At 66.1% G+C, this 17,775-nt stretch carries 21 protein-coding genes; 12 read left to right on the top strand and 9 right to left on the bottom strand.

What is annotated here, in order from left to right; translation table 11 throughout:
* Positions 1 to 43: 43 nt before the first annotated feature.
* The 5 genes from BDOA9_RS12930 (at position 44) to BDOA9_RS12950 (ending at position 4,293) form a co-directional block, all read left to right on the top strand.
* Positions 44 to 1,345: an MFS transporter gene (locus tag BDOA9_RS12930; protein ID WP_025034359.1), complete on the top strand. Its 1,302-nt coding sequence runs from the start codon at positions 44 to 46 to the stop codon at positions 1,343 to 1,345.
* A gap of 221 nt (positions 1,346 to 1,566) precedes the next feature.
* On the top strand, positions 1,567 to 2,028 hold the full coding sequence (locus BDOA9_RS12935; protein ID WP_025034360.1) for an Hsp20 family protein: 462 nt from the start codon (positions 1,567 to 1,569) through the stop codon (positions 2,026 to 2,028).
* Positions 2,029 to 2,106: 78 nt separating this feature from the next.
* Positions 2,107 to 2,598 (top strand): Hsp20/alpha crystallin family protein, encoded by a 492-nt coding sequence (locus BDOA9_RS12940; RefSeq protein WP_025034361.1) that lies wholly within the window; start codon positions 2,107 to 2,109, stop codon positions 2,596 to 2,598.
* 87 nt (positions 2,599 to 2,685) lie between these two features.
* A complete protein-coding gene (locus BDOA9_RS12945) occupies positions 2,686 to 3,021 on the top strand; it encodes a hypothetical protein (protein ID WP_025034362.1) in 336 nt (111 codons plus the stop codon).
* Positions 3,022 to 3,183: 162 nt separating this feature from the next.
* Positions 3,184 to 4,293, top strand: coding sequence for a trypsin-like peptidase domain-containing protein (locus BDOA9_RS12950; protein WP_042336021.1), 1,110 nt, complete (start codon positions 3,184 to 3,186; stop codon positions 4,291 to 4,293).
* A 134-nt stretch (positions 4,294 to 4,427) separates the two neighbouring features.
* Here BDOA9_RS12950 and BDOA9_RS38815 read toward each other — a convergent pair whose 3' ends face one another.
* Positions 4,428 to 4,604, bottom strand: a complete 177-nt coding sequence (locus BDOA9_RS38815; protein WP_192859565.1) for a hypothetical protein — start codon at positions 4,602 to 4,604, stop codon at positions 4,428 to 4,430.
* On the bottom strand, positions 4,601 to 4,819 hold the full coding sequence (locus tag BDOA9_RS12955; RefSeq protein WP_025034364.1) for a hypothetical protein: 219 nt from the start codon (positions 4,817 to 4,819) through the stop codon (positions 4,601 to 4,603). Before BDOA9_RS12955 ends, BDOA9_RS38815 begins: the two co-directional genes overlap by 4 nt.
* 219 nt (positions 4,820 to 5,038) lie before the next feature.
* On the opposite strand from BDOA9_RS12955, the gene BDOA9_RS12960 reads away from it, so the two are divergent.
* The gene (locus tag BDOA9_RS12960; RefSeq protein WP_025034365.1) at positions 5,039 to 5,425 is read left to right on the top strand and encodes a hypothetical protein; all 387 of its coding nucleotides are present in this window, start codon (positions 5,039 to 5,041) and stop codon (positions 5,423 to 5,425) included.
* A 34-nt stretch (positions 5,426 to 5,459) separates the two neighbouring features.
* On the opposite strand, the gene BDOA9_RS12965 is transcribed toward BDOA9_RS12960, so the two are convergent.
* Both BDOA9_RS12965 and BDOA9_RS12970 read right to left on the bottom strand, forming a co-directional pair.
* Positions 5,460 to 6,311: an HpcH/HpaI aldolase/citrate lyase family protein gene (locus BDOA9_RS12965; protein WP_025034366.1), complete on the bottom strand. Its 852-nt coding sequence runs from the start codon at positions 6,309 to 6,311 to the stop codon at positions 5,460 to 5,462.
* Entirely contained in the window at positions 6,311 to 6,763 is a 453-nt protein-coding gene (locus tag BDOA9_RS12970) for a MaoC family dehydratase (RefSeq protein ID WP_025034367.1), read from the bottom strand. The genes BDOA9_RS12965 and BDOA9_RS12970 overlap by 1 nt, the downstream gene beginning before the upstream one ends.
* A gap of 142 nt (positions 6,764 to 6,905) precedes the next feature.
* On the opposite strand from BDOA9_RS12970, the gene BDOA9_RS12975 reads away from it, so the two are divergent.
* On the top strand, positions 6,906 to 8,072 hold the full coding sequence (locus BDOA9_RS12975) for an acyl-CoA dehydrogenase family protein (RefSeq protein WP_025034368.1): 1,167 nt from the start codon (positions 6,906 to 6,908) through the stop codon (positions 8,070 to 8,072).
* Positions 8,073 to 8,105: 33 nt separating this feature from the next.
* On the opposite strand, the gene BDOA9_RS12980 is transcribed toward BDOA9_RS12975, so the two are convergent.
* The 3 genes from BDOA9_RS12980 to BDOA9_RS12990 form a co-directional block, all read right to left on the bottom strand.
* On the bottom strand, positions 8,106 to 9,680 hold the full coding sequence (locus BDOA9_RS12980) for an AMP-binding protein (RefSeq protein ID WP_025034369.1): 1,575 nt from the start codon (positions 9,678 to 9,680) through the stop codon (positions 8,106 to 8,108).
* 32 nt (positions 9,681 to 9,712) lie between these two features.
* Positions 9,713 to 10,348 carry a uracil phosphoribosyltransferase gene (upp, locus tag BDOA9_RS12985; RefSeq protein ID WP_025034370.1) on the bottom strand — a complete coding sequence of 212 codons (636 nt, stop codon included), beginning with the start codon at positions 10,346 to 10,348 and terminating at the stop codon, positions 9,713 to 9,715.
* An 84-nt stretch (positions 10,349 to 10,432) separates the two neighbouring features.
* A complete protein-coding gene (locus BDOA9_RS12990; RefSeq protein ID WP_025034371.1) occupies positions 10,433 to 11,173 on the bottom strand; it encodes a crotonase/enoyl-CoA hydratase family protein in 741 nt (246 codons plus the stop codon).
* Between the two features lie 81 nt (positions 11,174 to 11,254).
* Between BDOA9_RS12990 and BDOA9_RS12995 the strand changes: the two genes are divergently transcribed.
* On the top strand, positions 11,255 to 11,836 hold the full coding sequence (locus BDOA9_RS12995) for a TetR/AcrR family transcriptional regulator (protein WP_025034372.1): 582 nt from the start codon (positions 11,255 to 11,257) through the stop codon (positions 11,834 to 11,836).
* Positions 11,837 to 11,876: 40 nt separating this feature from the next.
* On the opposite strand, the gene BDOA9_RS13000 is transcribed toward BDOA9_RS12995, so the two are convergent.
* Together BDOA9_RS13000 and BDOA9_RS13005 are read right to left on the bottom strand one after the other, a co-directional pair.
* A complete protein-coding gene (locus tag BDOA9_RS13000) occupies positions 11,877 to 12,062 on the bottom strand; it encodes a hypothetical protein (RefSeq protein ID WP_025034373.1) in 186 nt (61 codons plus the stop codon).
* Between the two features lie 23 nt (positions 12,063 to 12,085).
* Positions 12,086 to 12,547 (bottom strand): hypothetical protein, encoded by a 462-nt coding sequence (locus BDOA9_RS13005; RefSeq protein ID WP_025034374.1) that lies wholly within the window; start codon positions 12,545 to 12,547, stop codon positions 12,086 to 12,088.
* Between the two features lie 429 nt (positions 12,548 to 12,976).
* Here BDOA9_RS13005 and BDOA9_RS13010 point away from each other — a divergent pair, with 429 nt between their 5' ends.
* The 4 genes from BDOA9_RS13010 to BDOA9_RS13025 all read left to right on the top strand — a co-directional run bounded on the left by BDOA9_RS13010 (position 12,977) and on the right by BDOA9_RS13025 (position 17,740).
* A complete protein-coding gene (locus BDOA9_RS13010) occupies positions 12,977 to 13,066 on the top strand; it encodes a K(+)-transporting ATPase subunit F (protein ID WP_042336023.1) in 90 nt (29 codons plus the stop codon).
* 113 nt (positions 13,067 to 13,179) lie between these two features.
* Positions 13,180 to 14,883, top strand: a complete 1,704-nt coding sequence (gene kdpA, locus BDOA9_RS13015) for a potassium-transporting ATPase subunit KdpA (RefSeq protein WP_025034375.1) — start codon at positions 13,180 to 13,182, stop codon at positions 14,881 to 14,883.
* A 24-nt stretch (positions 14,884 to 14,907) separates the two neighbouring features.
* The gene (kdpB, locus tag BDOA9_RS13020; RefSeq protein WP_025034376.1) at positions 14,908 to 17,025 is read left to right on the top strand and encodes a potassium-transporting ATPase subunit KdpB; all 2,118 of its coding nucleotides are present in this window, start codon (positions 14,908 to 14,910) and stop codon (positions 17,023 to 17,025) included.
* Between the two features lie 109 nt (positions 17,026 to 17,134).
* A complete protein-coding gene (locus BDOA9_RS13025; RefSeq protein ID WP_025034377.1) occupies positions 17,135 to 17,740 on the top strand; it encodes a K(+)-transporting ATPase subunit C in 606 nt (201 codons plus the stop codon).
* Positions 17,741 to 17,775: the final 35 nt, after the last annotated feature.

Consider the following 17,775-nt stretch of genomic DNA (forward strand, 5'->3'; position numbering starts at 1 on the left):
GCACGTTTGGCCATGATGCCCACTGGAATCGGTGGGGCAGGGCATGACGACAGCAACGGGGGTCTCCGCTTCCGCGGAGAGATCCACGACGGCGCATGTGGTGTGGGCGAGTGCGCTCGGCACCGCGATCGAGTGGTACGATTTCCTGATCTACGGCACGGCCGCGGCCCTCGTCTTCAACAAGCTGTTCTTCCCGAGCTTCGATCCCTTCGTCGGCACGCTCGCGGCGTTCTCGACCTATGCGGTCGGCTTCGTCGCGCGGCCGATCGGCGGCGCCATCATCGGGCATTACGGCGACCGGCTCGGCCGCAAGACCATGCTGGTTGCGACCATGATCGCGATGGGGCTCGGCACCTTCCTGATCGGCTGCCTGCCGACCTACGATCAGATCGGCGTCTGGGCCCCGATCCTGCTCGTGATCCTGCGTTTCGTTCAGGGCATCGGGCTCGGGGGCGAGTGGAGCGGCGCGGTGGTGATGGTAATCGAGCACGCCGGCAATCGCCGCGGCTTCTATGGCAGCCTGGTGCAGGTCGGCTTCCCCGTCGGCGTCGCCGCCTCCACCGGCATCTTCGCCCTGATGACGAAGCTGCCGGAGGCGGACTTCCTCGGCTGGGGCTGGCGCGTGCCGTTCCTGATCAGCATCCTGCTGGTCGGCGTCGGCTTCATCGTGCGGCTCAGGCTCGCGGAGACGCCGCATTTCAAGGAGATCGTCGAGCGCAAGGAGGTGCTGGCGCAGCCGGCCCTCGAGGTGCTGCGCCGCGACTGGCGCAGCTTTCTCTTGGCCGTCGGCATCACCGTGTCGGAAGTCGGGCTCGCTTATCTGCTCACCGTCTTCACCGTGGTCTATGCGACGACCAGGCTCGGCCTGCCCCGGCAGGTGATCCTGGATGCCGTGGTCTATGCCGCCATCGTCGAGTTCGCGACCTTGCCGCTGGCCGGCTGGCTGTCCGACATGTTCGGACGCAAGGCGCTGTATCTGGCCGGCGGCGTGTTCTCGGTGGCGCTGGCATTTCCGCTGTTCTGGTTCCTCGACAGCAGGGAGCCGGCGCTGATCACGCTCGCGCTCGTCGTCACGATGACGCTCACCCATGCGCTGCTGTTCGGGCCGAAGGCCGCGTTCATGCCGGAGCTGTTCCGCACCCAGGTGCGCTACAGCGGTGCCTCGCTCGGCGCCAACGTCGCGGCTGCGCTCAGCGGCGGCTTCTCGCCGTTGATCGCGGCTGCGCTGCTGGCCTGGGCCGGATCGTACTGGGCGGTCTCGGTCTACATCGTCGCGCTGTCGATCGTCACGATCATCGCGACGCTGCTGGCGCCGGAGACGGCACGGGGCGCGCTGAGATCCTGAGGATCAGTGCCCCGGGGGCGGGGCGCCTGGCGGGGCCAAAAAATTTTTTGGGCCGGCCCCTTGAAACCGGTTTGTGGCCTTCTAAGTCGTTTTTCGCCGCGAGAGCGGTGTGCCGGGTGCCAGATCGGGTCCGGCACGGGCGCCGGGCTGGTCTTTCGGACCCGTCTGAAATCCCGCCTTGCGCTCCTTCGTATCCATCTTGCTCTTTGGAGGACTTGGTTATGAGGACCAGTTTCGACTTCGCGCCGCTGTGGCGCTCCACCATCGGCTTCGATCACCTGGCCGACCTCGTCGACAGCACGCTGCGCCAGGCGACCGAGGACAATTATCCCCCCTACAACATCGAGCGCTCCGGCGAAGACCATTACCGGATCAGCCTTGCGGTGGCAGGCTTCGGCGCCAGCGACATCACCGTGACGGCCGAGCAGAATGCGCTGACCATCGAGGGCAGGAAGCCCGAGACCGCCGCGCGCGAATATCTGTACCAGGGCATCGCCGCGCGTCCGTTCCGGCGCGTGTTCAACCTTGCCGACTATGTCCAGGTGAAGCAGGCCTCGTTCCAGGACGGGCTCCTGATCATCGACCTCGTCCGCGAGGTTCCGGAAGCCATGAAGCCGCGCCGCATTCCGATCGCGGGCGGCGCTCCTGCGGCAACGCAGATCGAGCAGAAGAAAGCAGCCTGAGCGCTCGGTCGAAGCGGTTAACGGAACGCGGCGCGCGCATGCGCGTGCCGCGCCTTCCGATGCATGAAGGAGAGACCCATGGCTTTTCGTGATCTCATTCCCTGGTCGAGAAACCAGGAGCTTGCGCCGACGCGCGACAATTTCGATCCGTTCCTGACGCTTCACCGCGAGATGAACCGTCTGTTCGACGACGTCTTCCGCGGCTTCGGTGGGACCGGCCTGTCGCCGCTGATGGAAGGCCGTTTCGGCTGGCCGAAGGTCGAGCTCAGCGAGAGCGACAAGACGCTGACCGTCTCGGCCGAGCTTCCCGGCCTGACCGAGAAGGACGTTCAGGTCGAGATCGCCAATGGCGTCCTCACCGTCCGCGGTGAGAAGAAGGCGGAACGCAACGGCGAAGGCAGGTTCTTCACCGAGCGCTATTACGGCGCCTTCGAGCGGCAAATTCCGCTGGAAGGTGTCGAGGAGGACAAGGCCGAGGCGTCGTTCAACAACGGCGTGCTGACCGTGTCGCTGCCGAAATCGGAGAAGGCGCGCGAAGGCGTCAAGCGCATCGCGATCAATACGCATTAACGTCAAGCGGGACGGCGGCGATGTGGCGCCGCCGTTTCGTCGTCAACAAGCCGTCCCCCTGGAAAGGAGCATGTGGGAGACCTATCGATGACCAACGTGAATACCAGTTCCGGCACTCTCAATCCGCTGTTTCATCCTGCTGCGCACTACGACTCGCCAGCCGACGTCCTGAATGCCGAGGAGCTCTCGTCGCCCGAGAAGCGCGTCATCCTGTCGTCCTGGGCATCGGACATGTACGCGGTCGAATCCTGTCCCGCCTTGCGCGAGATTCCCGGCATGAGCCACACGGTCCGGCTCGCCGACATTCTGGCCGCCTTGCGCAAGCTCGACGGCGACAACGACAATGACGACCCGCCGCGGGGCGGCGGCGTGCCGATGCGGCTGCGGCGGCCATGGGCCGCCGCCGAAGGCCGGGCGGCGTGATGGTCACGCCCACCGTCCTCGCCCTCGTGCTGCTCGGCCAGGCCGCGGCAGCCTGGAGCGTCCCGTTTCTGGCCCTGCAGGGCTGGATCGTCGCATCAGGCGACGAAGGCTGAAGCACCAAGGCTCCGACTATCCCCACCAACACAACGCGGCAGGGTGACGATGATGAATGCTGTGCGTCTGCTATTCCTGGTCTTGCTGATGCTGACGCTCACGGCATCGCAGCCTGCCGCCGGTCAGATTCCGGATCTCAAGACCGGCGGCCCGGTGCCGACCCTGGCGCCGCTGGTGCGCCAGGTGACGCCGGCCGTGGTCAACATCTCCGTGCACGGCCGCGTGCGCGAGGACAACCCGCTCTATCGCGATCCGCTCTTTCGCGAATTCTTCGACGTGCCCCGGCAGATCGAGAAGGAGGTCAATGCGACCGGCTCGGGAGTCATCGTCGACGCGCAACGCGGCTATGTGCTGACCAACAATCACGTGGTCGAGGGCACCTCCGCCGTTCAGATCACGACCAAGGACGGCCGGCAGTTCTCCGCCAAGGTCATCGGCCGTGATCCGCCCACCGATGTCGCGGTGCTTCAGGTCCAGAACCCGGTCGGGCTCAAGGCGCTTCCCTTCGGCGACAGCGACGGGCTCGACGTCGGGGATTTCGTGCTCGCGATCGGCAATCCCTTCGGCCTCGGCCAGACCGTGACCTCGGGGCTCGTCAGCGCGCTGGGCCGCACCGGGCTCGGCAAGCAGGGCTATGAGGATTTCATCCAGACTGACGCGGCGATCAATCCCGGCAATTCCGGCGGCGCGCTGGTCAGCCTGCGCGGCGAGCTCGTCGGCATCAACTCGGCGATCATCTCGCCGGCGGGCGGCAATGTCGGCATCGGCTTTGCCATTCCGGTCAACATGGCGCGCAAGGTGATGGAGCAGATCATCGTGAGCGGCCGCGTCGAGCGCGGCCGCATCGGCATTTCGCTGAAGGACCTGCATCCGTCGGTCAACAGGGGATTGAATCAGGGCGCCGTCATCGCCGAGATCGCGGCGGATTCGCCCGCAGACAAGGCGGGCCTGCGCAAGGGCGACATCGTGACCGGCGCCGATGACCGCCCGATCCGCACCGCCGCCCAGCTCCGCAACACGATCGGCCTTGCCCGCGTCGGCGAGGACGTGAAGCTCACGCTGCTGCGCAACGGTGCGCCGTTCACCGCCACGGTGCGCGTGGCGCCCGCAACCGAGCCGAGCAGCGCGCTCGCAGGCCCCAATCGCCTCGTCCGCTGAAAACGAATGCGGGGACCCTCTCCCCAGCCCTCCCCCGCAAGCGGGGGAGGGAGCCCAGTGCCGATGCCGCCGCATCGTGCACGCCATATGCGATTGCCTTGCCTGCGATGCTGTCGGGCCAGTGATCTCCCCGCTCAAGCCGCGCGGTGATCCCATTCGCCTTGCAGGTCGCGGATCAGCCGCCGCTCGCGTTCGATGCGCTGGCGATAGAGCTCGCGCTCGTGCTCGCTCCTGGCGCTGGCAAGAAGCAGCTCGTAATGGCCGATGACCTTCTCGCTGCCGCGGATCAGCAGGTCGCGCTGGCTGTTCATTGCGCCATCCCCATTGCGCCAGCCGGCGCCTCGGCGGCGCGGAAGCCGACGGGAAAGTTCGCTGCGGTCAGGCCATCGAGCGCCGATTGCTCTTCTGCGAGGCGTCTCTCGATGAATTGGCGCTCGAGCTGCGACAGCCTGGTCTTCAGCAGGCGCCGGTAGCGGTGGATGTTGTTGCGGTGCGCACGAATGCGGGCCAGATTCTCATCGAGCATCGTCGTCTCTCCAGACGGTCGCGTTAGATCCTTTGGTTGTGCGAAGATGAGAAGGTCTCTTCTCGGCGAAAAAAATATTCAGCAGGTGAGCGGTGTCAAGATGTTGGCGCTGTCCTTGACGGCCGGGTTCCGGGGCGCGATTGCCTTTAGTTGGCCGGCAAGCGAACCTCGTGTGGCCATATTTGAGCAGGAGTGGTCTTTCGCGAGGGAGGCGCTCCGATGACCAAGGCACTGATCATAGCTGTCGCAATGCTGGCTTACTTACCCGCGAGCGCGCTCGCGCAGGAGCGCGCGGGCGATGCGGCGCTCGGCGCGGTCTCGGGTGCGGTGGTGCTGGGGCCGGTCGGTGCGGTCGCCGGTGCCTTGATCGGCTATACGGCCGGACCGTCGATCGCCCGTTCCTGGGGCCTGAGAGGTTCGCAATCGGCAAGGCACCGGCCGCCGCCGCCGCGTCGCGCGGCTGCGACCGGCACCCCATCGCGCACGCGCGAGGCGATGGCCGCCAACGGCCAGATGAGAGCCGCCGGCAATCCGGCACCGCCGGTTCAAGCCGCGCCGGCCGCGCCGGCGCAATCGCCGGCACCGCCCGTTCAGGGATTCGACTGAGGCGCAGCCCGGCTGACGCGGCCTGCGTCCCGATCTAGGGCTGGCCGAGAATCTTCATCGCCGCGCGAAGGTGCGGCTTGTCGATCATCTGGCCGTCGAGCCGCAGCGTGCCCGAATTGGGATTGCTCGCGAACGCCGCGATCACCTTCTCCGCCCAGGCGCGCTCGGCCTCCGTCGGCGCGAAGGCCGCGTTGACGATGTCGACATGCTTGGGATGGATCAGCGCCTTGGCCGAAAAACCGTCGCGCCGCGCGGCGCGCGTCTCCTGCTCGAGGCCGGCAAGATTGTCGATGTCGGTGTAAACCGTGTCGATCGGCGCGACCTCGGCCGCCGCCGCCGCCATCAGGCAGAGATCGCGGGCGAGACGATAGGGGCTGTGGAACACGCCGCCGCTCGCCTTCTCGGTGGCGCCGAGCGAGGCGGAGAGATCTTCCGCGCCCCACATCAGGCCGGCAAGGCGAGGGGAGCAACCCTTGTAGCTGCCGAGGGCGAAGATCGAGCCGGCGGTCTCCGTCGCGACGCAGACGATGCGGGTCGAACCGATCGCGATGCCGGCCGCGGCTTCCAAAGCCTCGAGCCAGGTCGCGACCTGCCGCACGTCGTCGCCGCCTTGCGATTTCGGCAGCACGATGCCGTCAGGCCCGCCCGGTATCACCGCGGCGAGATCGGCCAGCGTCATCCCGGTGTCGAGCGCGTTGACGCGGACATAGAGCTGGTGCGGGCCGGGACGGCTCTTCAGCATCGAGAGCGTGAGCTCGCGCGCCGCCGCCTTCTTCTCGGTGACGACGGAATCCTCGAGATCGATGATCAGCGCGTCGGCCTTGCCTTCGCTCGCCTTCTCGAATTTGCGCGGGGAATCGCCCGGCACGAACAGCATCGAACGCATCAGACCGGCCTCTTGTGCATCATCGCCATGCGGCGGCATTTGCCGACGATCTCGTCGTTCTGGTTCAGGGCGTGGTGCTCGAACTCGACGATGCCCGCCTTCGGGCGCGATTTTGATTCCCGCAGCGAAAGCACCTTCGTCGTCGCCCGCAACGTGTCGCCATGGAAGACCGGCTTTGGAAAGGTGACGTCGGTCATGCCGAGATTGGCGACGGTTGTGCCCAAGGTCGTATCATAGACCGTCATGCCGATCATGATGCCGAGGGTGTAAAGGCTGTTGAAAATGCGCTGGCCGAACTCGGTCTTCTCGGCGAAATGTGCGTCGATGTGCAGCGGCTGCGGGTTGAGCGTCAGCAGGCTGAACAGGGTGTTGTCCATCTCCGTGACGGTCCGGGTCAAGGGATGCCTGAACTCCTGGCCCACGGAAAAGTCCTCGAAATAAAGCCCGGCCATGGCGGTTTCCTCCTCACGAAATAACGGCGCGCTTCTCACGTAGCGCCGCATGACCCCATGCATGGGTGGCACACTTCGCGGGCAAATTCACGTATCTGCCTGCGGTTTTTCGAGCTAAAGAACGCGAAGGGAGGTCAAGACCATGGATTTCGCGCTCACCGATCAGCAGGAAGCCATTCGCGACGCCATCGCCAAGATCTGCGAAGGCTTTCCCGACGCCTATTGGCTGAAGAAGGACCACGACGGTGGCTTCCCGCACGACTTCCACAAGGCCTTGGCGGATGCCGGCTGGCTCGGCATCTGCGTGCCGGAAGAATATGGCGGCTCCGGGCTCGGCATCACGGAAGCTGCGATCATGATGCGCACCATCGCCGAATCCGGCGCCGGCATGTCCGGTGCTTCGGCGGTGCACATCAACGTGTTCGGCTTGAACCCCGTCGTGGTGTTCGGCACCGAGGAGCAGCGCCGGCGCATGCTGCCGCCGATGGTCGAAGGCCGCGAGAAGGCCTGCTTCGCCGTCACCGAGCCGAACACCGGCCTCAATACCACCCAGCTCAAGACCCGCGCGGTCGCCAAGAACGACCGCTACATCGTCAACGGCCAGAAGGTGTGGATTTCGACCGCGCAGGTCGCCCACAAGATCTTGCTGCTGGCGCGCACCACGCCGCTGGAGGAGGTGCGCTCGCCGACCCACGGCCTCAGCCTGTTCTACACCGATTTCGACCGCAACAGGATCAAGGTCCACGAGATCGAGAAGATGGGCCGCAAGATCGTCGATTCCAACGAGCTGTTCTTCGAGGATTTCGAGATCCCGATGGAGGATCGCATCGGCGAGGAGGGCAAAGGCTTCCAGTACATCCTCGAAGGCATGAATCCGGAGCGCATTCTCATCGCGGCCGAGGCGGTCGGTCTCGGCAAGCTCGCGCTGTCGCGCGCGACCGAATACGCCAAGACGCGTGTCGTGTTCAACCGCCCGATCGGCAAGAATCAAGGCATCCAGCATCCGCTCGCGGTGAACTGGGTCGAGCTCGAGGCGGCCTGGCTGATGGTGATGTCGGCGGCCTGGCAATACGACAAGGGCATGCCCTGCGGTGCGGCGGCCAATGCCGCAAAGTACCTGGCCGGCGAAGCGGGCTTCTCGGCGTGCGAGCAGGCGGTGATGACCCATGGCGGCTTCGGCTACGCCAAGGAATTCCACGTCGAGCGCTACTTGCGCGAGGTGCTGATCCCGCGCATCGCGCCGGTCAGTCCGCAGCTCGCGCTCAGCTTCATCGCGGAAAAGGTGCTGGGGCTCGCCAAATCGTACTGACAAGTCGTACTGAACAAGTCGTACTGAACGGGTCTATTCGGCGGCGATCCGCTCCATCGCCATGGCCCGAAGCCTGGCGCGCTGGATCTTCACGCCGTTGGCGCTGTCGGTGACCGGGAAGGTATCCACGACATAGATCCGCGCCGGCACCTTGTAGCCGGCGAGCCGCTCGCGCAGACGCGCGATCAGCGTCTCCTGTGCCGGCGGCTCCGTTGTCGGGATCACGAAGGCGACGCAGCGCGCCTGTCCCTTGAGATCGACCGCGACGACCTGGGCGTCGGCAACGCCGGCGCAGGATTTGAGCTCGTCCTCGATCTCCCCGGGCGCGACCAGGAAGCCGCCGAGGCGCATCGCATCGCCGGCGCGGGTCTCGTAGACGAAGGAGCCGTCGCCGCGCAGCCGGCCGATGTCGCCGGTGCGGAAGAAGCCGTCGGCGGTGATCGCCTCGCGCGTTGCCTCCGGATTGTTGAAATAGCCGAGGAATCGCGAGGGCGCGCTGATCTCGATCTCGCCGGAGACGCCGTCGGCGGCGAGCTTGCCCGTCTCGACATCGCGCACGCGGACTTTCGCCTCGCCCGACATCGGCCAGCCGCCGCCCTCGATCCGATCGGCGAAGGCATCACCGGGGCGGCCGATCGAGAACAGCGCCTGCACCTCGCTCGACCCGTAGAGGCCGAACAGCTTCAGGCCGCGCGCTTCGGCCTCCGCGGCCAGCTCGCGCCAGCCGGGCTGGAACGCGGCGAAGCCGCAGACTTCGAGATGCGGAAACGGGCATGGCGCATCGGTGAGCGCAAGAATACGCCGGAACATCTCGTCCGAACCGAAGGAATGCGTGATCCGTTGCGTGCTGAGGATATTCAGGGCCGGCGCTGCCTCGAAAGCATCGAGCACATGAATGGTCGCGCCGGCTGCGAGGAAGCCGAGCAGGCTCGTCATGCCGAACGTGCCGCAGAACGGCAGCATCGCCAGCAGCGAATGACGGTGGGAATCGAGCTGGAGCGCGCGGGCAACGGAGGCGGCGTGTATCGACAGCGTCGCTTGCGAATGCGCGACGAGCTTCGGCCCCTTGGTCGTGCCCGATGTGGTGTAGAGCAGCACGGGCAGGTCGACATCATTCTGGGATGGCGGAGCCGGCGGGTAGGGCGTCTCGAACGCATCGAACCGCACGCAGCGCCAGCGTGCTGGGATCGCATCCGCGCCGACCACGGCAAGCCGTTGCAGCGCCGGCACCTCGGCCTCGGTGACATCGGCGAGGATGGCGGCAAAGTCGATCGCGCGGAAGGCCGCCTCGACCACCATGAGCTTCGCGCCTGACAGCTTGAGCAGGTGCGCGACTTCCGCGCTGCGGTAGCGCGTATTGACCGCGGCGACGACCGCGCCGAGCCGTGCCGCGGCGAACAGCAGGGCGAGCCATTCGACCCGGTTGACCAGCCAGACCGCGACGACGTCGCCCTTGCCGATGCCTTGCGCGGCAAGCCAGGCGGCGGTCTGATCGATCTTCGCCGAGAACTCCGCGCGAGAGACGGCCTTGCCGTCGAACACCAGGGCGGGGTCGGCGGCGGTCTCGATCCGGAGCAGCGATTGCAGCGAAAAATCGGTGGCGCTCATGCCACCGGACTAACCCGATCGCGCCAACCTGTCTACTTGGTGCCGAACATCCGGTCGCCGGCATCGCCCAATCCCGGCACGATGTAGCCGTGGTCGTTGAGCCGCTCGTCGATCGCGGCGGTCCAGATCGGCACGTCGGGATGCTCGCTCTGGAATTGAGCGATGCCTTCAGGGGCGGCCAGCAGGCAGACGAAGCGGATGTCGCGGGCGCCGCGCGCCTTGAGCAGGGACGCGCCGGCGCAGGCCGAGTTGCCGGTCGCGAGCATCGGATCCATCAGGATCACGGTGCGGTCCGACAGGTCCTGCGGCGCCTTGAAGTAATATTCCACGGCCTGCAGCGTCTCGGGGTCGCGGTAGAGCCCGATATGGGCGATGCGTGCCGAGGGCATCAGGGCCAGCATGCCGTCGAGGAAGCCGACGCCGGCGCGCAGGATCGGCGCGAGCGTCAGCTTCTTGCCGGCGATCTTCGGCGCCTGCATGGCCGCGATCGGCGTCTCGATCTCGACCAGCTCCAGCGGCAGATCGCGCGTCACCTCGTAGCCGAGCAGCATCCCGATCTCGTTCAGGATCTCGCGAAAGCTCTTGGTCGAGCGGTCCTTCTCCCGCATCAGGGAGAGCTTGTGCTGGACCAGGGGGTGGGCGACGACGTTGACATTGCCTGTGCTCATGAAACCGCTCTACACGGTTCCGTGAAACTTCGCCAGATCGGGCGGGTGGTTTTAGGCAGAGCCTTTTCCGCGGGATAGACGGCCTCAACCGGGCACCGCGACCGCGCTGCGCGCTCGGTTGCTTGCCTCATAGGCAGCCAGGGTCAGTTCGCGGTCGATCGCCGCGCGCATGGCGTCCATGGCTCCCTGGCGCAGGCGCCGCTTTGCGGTGGCATGCGACGGTTTGTGGATGGCCCGTAAGCCCGTGATAATCGTCTCGATCGTGGCGTCGACCATCTCCGGCGCAACCACCCGATCGAGAAAGCCGGCTGCCTGCGCCTCCTCCGGCTCGTACATCTCGCCCAGCGTGACGGTGCGGCTGAGCCAGGCCGGATGTAGCCGGCTGCGCGCGAGCTCGATGGCAAAGCTGGGCGGCGCAATGCCGATCGCCACCTCGTTCAGCCCCATGCGATGCGCTCCGCGCGCGCCGAGCCTGACGTCGCAGGCGAGCAGCAGGAACGTCCCCATCGGATAAGCATGGCCCTCCATCACGCCGATGGTCGGATGCGGAAACGACATCAGCCGCAGCGCAAGCTCGGCGCCGGCCCGGACCATCTCGAGGCTCTTGCCGGCATCGCCCGAGGCGAACACTTTCAGATCGAAGCCCGCGGAAAAGATGCCGGGCCGGCCCGAGCGCAGCACCGCTATTTCCGCCTCCGTCTCGGCGCGATCGAAGGCGGCGCCGATCTCGCCCAGCATCGCGGCGGACATCACGTTGACCTTGCCGTCGTCGAGCCCAATCCGCGCCACGCCGTCGTTCAGCTCATAGGTCACTCTCTCAGGCATCTGCCTCTCCCGTCATTGTCATGCCTTGACTGTCGGAGGCTGATGTAGACCAATCAATATAATTTTCCTGAGGAGGGCGCCATGCCGGCCGTGCCGAAGCACCGTCAGCCCATCATCAATGCCGCGGTGACGCTATTCCGCCGCCAGGGATTTGCCCGCACCGGCCTCAACGACATCGTCGACGTCAGCGGCGCGCCGAAAGGGTCGCTCTACCATTACTTTCCGGACGGAAAATCCTCGATCGCCGTGGCCGCGGTAGAGGAGGCGGGCCGCCGCGTCGCGGCGACGGTCACCGCGCTCGCGGCAGAGTGCGGCTCGACCGGCGAGCTCTTGCGCGCACACGCAAGGCTGCTGGCAGGCTGGATGCAGGGCTCCGGCTTCCGCAACGGCTGCCCGATCACGACCGTGCTGCTCGAGCTTGCGCCGCGCGAGCGGGCCGTGTCGGAGGCCGGCCGCAAGGCCTATGCGGCGCGGCTGTCGATCCTGCGCGAAAAGCTGGTCGCCGACGGGTTTGCCAGGCCGCGGGCGGAGGCGCTGGCCGTGCTCTGCACGTCGGCGCTCCAGGGCGCGCTGATCCAGGCCCGCGTCGAGCGTAGCGGCCGGCCAATCGAGGTCACCGCATCGGAGCTGGCGCGACTGATCGAGGCGGAGGTGAGGAGCTAGACCCCGAGGCCGCGAAAGGTCATGACGTCTGCAATGCCGGTCAGGCGGGGAGATGCCAGATATGGATTGCGGTTCTCAGCGCGATCAGCGCGGTGAGCACGCTGCCCATCGAGAGCATGGCCAGCCCATGCAGGGCGATACGCTCGAGTCTGCGCAGTTTCGATAGGCGCAACTGCCGTTCAGCCCTCAGACGGGCTCGTTCAAAGCCGAGAGTCAGCGTCTGCATTTCTCGTGTCCTTTCAGCTGCGTCTAGCGGGAATTGTGGCAAGCGACCGGCTCGTAAAGCGGATCTAGCATAGGGCGCGCCGACGGAACGCTCGGCCGCGACACTTCGATGGCCAGCGCCCGCACCTCGACGAACGCCGACAACAGGGCGAGCGCGAGGTCGGCATGGCGCGCCTCGACCGCGGCATCGAGCCAGTCCGGCAGCTCGCGCTCGCGCGACAGCGCGCAATGCCACTCGCCGTCATCGTAAGCGATGCGGCGGACCTGCCACATCGGCAGATCGAGCTCCAGCAGCGCCAGCGCGGCATCGGCCCAGGCTTCCGCATCGACCAGGCGCGTGAGGCGTGCGGTGCGCTTGTCTCCGAGCGAGGGGATGCGCCGGCAGGCGTGACCGATGATGTCGAGCATCAGCGGCCGCGTCATTGCATGTGCCTTGTGGAGCTGCTCGGTGAGCGAGCGGAGATCGAGCGGGTGGAGAGCGGTCATGTCAGGCCTCCTGGAGATTGGCGTCGGTCAGTCGGCCGGCCTCGCCAAGATGGCCTGGAGGGCATTTGAAAACGAGAGAGGGATCGGGCGAGAGTTATAGGGATTTCATAAGCGGCCGGGTCTTCCCGTTCAGCGCGATCGTCCCTCGACTTTCGTTCTCGCCAAGGCCGCCCGCCGGGACGGGCCGGCCTTTATGAGATTCCTATAACGTCGCCATAGGTCTCATCTCGAAAACCTATGGGCATGGTGGCACTTCAGCGCGGTGAAGTTTCCGGCTGGGCGTTGCGCGTGCATTGAGCTCGGCCGGCGATCGTGTCGTACCAAGGAGCGTCCCATGATGGACCTTTTGATGCTGGCGCTGGGCTTCTTCTTCTTTGCCCTCGCGATCGGTTACACCTACGCCTGCGAACGGCTGTGAGGGAGCGGACCATGTTCTTCGATTATGCGCTCGCCGGCGCCGTCTCGTTCGGCCTCCTGATCTATCTCACCTATGCGCTGCTGCGGCCCGAGCGGTTCTGACGCCGTGCTGCTGCTCGCAAAATTGCTGCTGGCCGAGGCTGCGCTCGTCGCCGGCCTGCTCGCGCTGCTCCTGCCGTTGTTGCGCCGGACCAAAAGCCTGAAGGGTTGATGCCATGACTGTGATCGGTTGGTTCCAGATCATTCTTTACTGCGCGATCGTGGTGGCGCTGACCAAGCCGCTCGGCTGGTACATGACGCGCGTCTTCAACGGTGAGCGCACATTCCTGTCGCCCGTCCTGCGCCCGATCGAGGCCGGCATCTATTGGATCTCCGGCGTCGACGAGAAGCGCGAGCAGCACTGGCTGACCTACACGGTCGCGATGCTGCTGTTCCACGTCGGCGGCTTCCTCATCATCTACGGCCTGATGCGGCTGCAGGCCGTGCTGCCGTTCAACCCGGCCGGGCAATCCGCGGTCGCCGAGGATCTGTCCTTCAACACCGCGATCTCCTTCATCACCAACACCAACTGGCAGAACTACGGCGGCGAAAGCACGCTGTCCTATCTGACCCAGATGGTCGGCCTGACGCACCAGAATTTCCTGTCGGCGGCGACCGGCATCGTGCTTGCCGTTGCCCTGATCCGCGGCTTTGCCCGTGCGTCCATGCGTACCGTCGGCAATTTCTGGGTCGACGTCACCCGCTGCACGCTTTATATCCTGCTGCCGATCTGCATCGTGTTCACGCTCTTCCTGGTCTGGCAGGGCATCCCGCAAACGCTCGGAGACTACGTCGAAGCGACCACGCTCGAGGGCGCCAAGCAGACCATCGCGGTCGGCCCGGTCGCCTCGCAGGTCGCGATCAAGATGCTCGGGACCAATGGCGGCGGCTTCTTCAACGCCAATGCCGCGCATCCCTTCGAGAACCCGACCGCGCTGTCGAACTTCGTGCAGATGCTGTCGATCTTCGTGCTCGGCGCCGCGCTCACCAACGTGTTCGGCCGCATGGTCGGCAACCAGCGCCAGGGCTGGGCGATCCTCGCCGTGATGGGCGTGCTGTTCGTGGCCGGCGTTGCCGTCTGCTATTGGGCTGAAGCCAGCGGCACCTCGACCCTGCAGGCGCTCGGCCTGACCGGCGGCAACATGGAGGGCAAGGAAGTCCGCTTCGGCATCGTCGCATCCTCGCTGTTCGCCGTGATCACCACTGCCGCCTCCTGCGGCGCCGTGAACGCCATGCACGACAGCTTCACCGCGCTCGGCGGCATGATCCCGCTGATCAACATGGAGTTAGGTGAGATCATCGTCGGCGGCGTCGGCGCCGGCCTGTACGGCATGCTGCTGTTCGTCATCCTCGCCATCTTCGTCGCAGGTCTGATGGTCGGCCGCACGCCGGAATATGTCGGCAAGAAAATCGAGGCCCGCGAGGTCAAGATGGCGATGCTCGCCATTCTCGTCCTGCCGTTGATGATTCTCGGCTGGGCCGCCGTCGCTGTGGTCTATCCCGCGGCGGTCGCCTCGATGGCGAATGCCGGACCGCACGGCTTCACCGAAGTGCTGTACGCCTTCACCTCGGCGGCGGCCAACAACGGCTCGGCCTTCGCGGGGCTCACCGGCAACACGTTGTTCTACAATCTCACGCTCGCCAGCGCGATGTTCGTCGGTCGCTTCTTCATGATCGTTCCGGCCATGGCGATCGCAGGCTCGCTCGCGGCCAAGAAGTCGATTCCGCCGTCGACGGGCACTTTCCCGACCACCGGCGGCCTGTTCGTCGGCCTCGTCGTCGGCGTCATCCTGATCATGGGCGGCCTGACCTTCTTCCCGGCGCTCGCACTCGGCCCCATCGTCGAGCACCTCGCGATGAATGCCGGCAACCTCTTCTGATTTTCGCTTTTCGGAGTGACCTCCATGGAACCTGTCCACAAACCCAACAAGCGCATGCCTGTTACGGCGATGCTGGATCCCAAGATCGTGCTGCCCGCGATCGGCGCGGCCTTCACCAAGCTCGATCCGCGCGCGATGATCAAGAACCCCGTGATGTTCGTGGTCGAGATCGTCGCCGCGCTCACCACCGTGATCTTCCTGCGCGATCTCGTCACCGGCGGCGAAAATCTCGCCTTCACCTTCCAGATCATCCTCTGGCTGTGGTTCACCGTCCTGTTCGCCAACCTTGCCGAAGCCGTGGCCGAGGGCCGCGGCAAGGCGCAGGCCGAGACGCTGCGCAAGACCCGCACCGAGAGCCAGGCCAAGCTGCTGAGCGGGGCGGGCCGCGACTACGAACTCGTCTCGGGCACCAGCCTGAAGGTCGGCGATCTCGTGCTGGTCGAGGCGGGCGACACCATCCCCTCGGACGGCGAGGTGATCGAGGGCGTCGCCTCCGTCAACGAGGCCGCCATCACCGGCGAGTCCGCGCCCGTGATCCGCGAATCCGGCGGCGACCGTTCGGCGGTGACCGGCGGCACGCAGGTGCTGTCGGACTGGATCCGCGTCCGCATCACGGCCGCGCAGGGCTCGACCTTCATCGACCGCATGATCAAGCTGGTCGAGGGCGCCGAGCGGGCGAAGACGCCGAACGAGATCGCGCTCAACATCCTGCTCGCCGGCCTCACCATCATCTTCGTGTTCGCCACCGTGACGATCCCCAGCTACGCGGCCTATGCCGGCGGCTCGATCTCGGTAATCGTGCTGGTGGCTCTGTTCGTCACGCTGATCCCGACCACGATCGGTGCGCTGCTGTCCGCCATCGGCATCGCCGGCATGGACCGCCTGGTGCGCTTCAACGTGCTGGCGATGTCGGGCCGCGCGGTCGAGGCCGCCGGCGACGTCGACACGCTGCTGCTCGACAAGACCGGCACCATCACGCTCGGCAACCGGCAGGCGACCGCCTTCCGTCCCGTGCGCGGCGTCACCGAGCAGGAGCTGGCGGATGCCGCCCAGCTCGCCTCGCTCGCGGACGAGACGCCGGAAGGCCGCTCCATCGTCGTGCTGGCCAAGGAGAAGTACGGCATCCGCGGCCGCGACATGGCCGAGCTGGGCGCGACCTTCGTTCCGTTCACGGCGCAGACCCGCATGAGCGGCGTCGACGCCGGCGGCTCGTCGGTGCGCAAGGGCGCGGTCGATGCGATGCTGAACTATGTCGGCGGCGGTGCACCGACCGCGATCGCCTCCGGCAATGCCGCGCGGGCGATGCAGCCCGCGGCCCTGTCCGAGGCGGGCCGCGAGATCAGCGCCATTGCCGACGAGGTTTCCAAATCGGGCGGCACGCCGCTGGCCGTCGCCAGGGATGGCCGGCTGCTCGGCATCGTCCAGCTCAAGGATATCGTCAAGGGCGGCATCCGCGAGCGCTTCGCCGAGCTGCGCCGCATGGGCATCCGCACCATCATGATCACCGGCGACAACCCGATGACGGCGGCCGCCATCGCTGCGGAAGCCGGCGTCGATGATTTCCTGGCGCAGGCAACGCCCGAGGACAAGCTCAAGCTGATCCGCGACGAGCAGGCCAAGGGCAAGCTGGTGGCGATGTGCGGCGACGGCACCAACGACGCGCCGGCACTCGCCCAGGCCGATGTCGGCGTCGCCATGAACACCGGCACGCAAGCCGCCCGCGAGGCCGGCAACATGGTCGATCTCGATTCGAACCCGACCAAGCTGATCGAGGTGGTCGAGATCGGCAAGCAGCTCCTGATGACGCGCGGTGCGCTGACCACGTTCTCGATCGCCAATGACGTCGCCAAGTATTTCGCGATCATCCCGGCGATGTTTTTGGCGTTCTACCCGCAGCTCAACGTCCTCAACGTCATGAACCTGTCGAGCCCGCAGAGCGCCATCCTGTCGGCGATCATCTTCAACGCGCTGATCATCATCGGCTTGATCCCGCTGGCGCTGAAGGGCGTCGCCTACCGCGCCGTCGGCGCCGGCGCGCTGCTGCGGCGTAACCTCCTGATCTACGGACTCGGCGGCATCGTCATTCCCTTCATCGGCATCAAGGCGATCGACCTCGTCGTGACCGCCTTGCACCTGGCTTGAGTTCGTCATTGCGAGGAGCGAAGCGACGAAGCAATCCAGACTGCCTCCGCGGAAAGACCCTGGATTGCTTCGCTTCGCTCGCAATGACGAAAGACATAGGAGACCCAACATGCTCAGAGAAATCCGCCCCGCCATCGTCCTCTTGCTGGCGCTCACCGCCATCACCGGCCTTGCCTATCCGCTCGCCATGACCGGCATTGCCGGCGCGCTGTTTCCCGTGCAGGCGCAAGGCAGCCTGATCGAGAAGGACGGCAAGGTGGTCGGCTCCGCCCTGATCGGGCAGGAGTTCAAGGACGACAGATATTTCCACGGCCGTCCCTCGGCGACGCTGGCGCCGGACCCGAATGATTCGACCAAGACGGTGTCCGCGCCCTACAACGCCGCCAATTCGGGCGGCTCCAATCTCGGTCCGACCAGCAAGGCGCTGGCCGACCGGTTGAAGGAAGATGTGGACAAGCTGAAGGCGGAGAACCCGAACGCCGCCGTGCCGGTCGACCTGGTGACGACGTCGGCCAGCGGCCTCGACCCTGATATCTCGCCGGAAGCCGCGCAATTCCAGGTGCCGCGCGTGGCGAAGGCGCGGAATCTGCCCGAGGATCAGGTCAGGCAGCTCGTGACCGCCAGCACCGAAGGCCGCCTGCTCGGCCTGCTCGGCGAACCCAGGATTAACGTTCTGGCATTGAATCTCGCGCTCGATCGCATGGCCGCGAAGTAGCCGTCTAGGCTCGCAGTGTAGGGGTGATTATACTG

This window comes from Bradyrhizobium sp. DOA9 (assembly GCF_000617845.2).
Classification (GTDB): domain Bacteria; phylum Pseudomonadota; class Alphaproteobacteria; order Rhizobiales; family Xanthobacteraceae; genus Bradyrhizobium.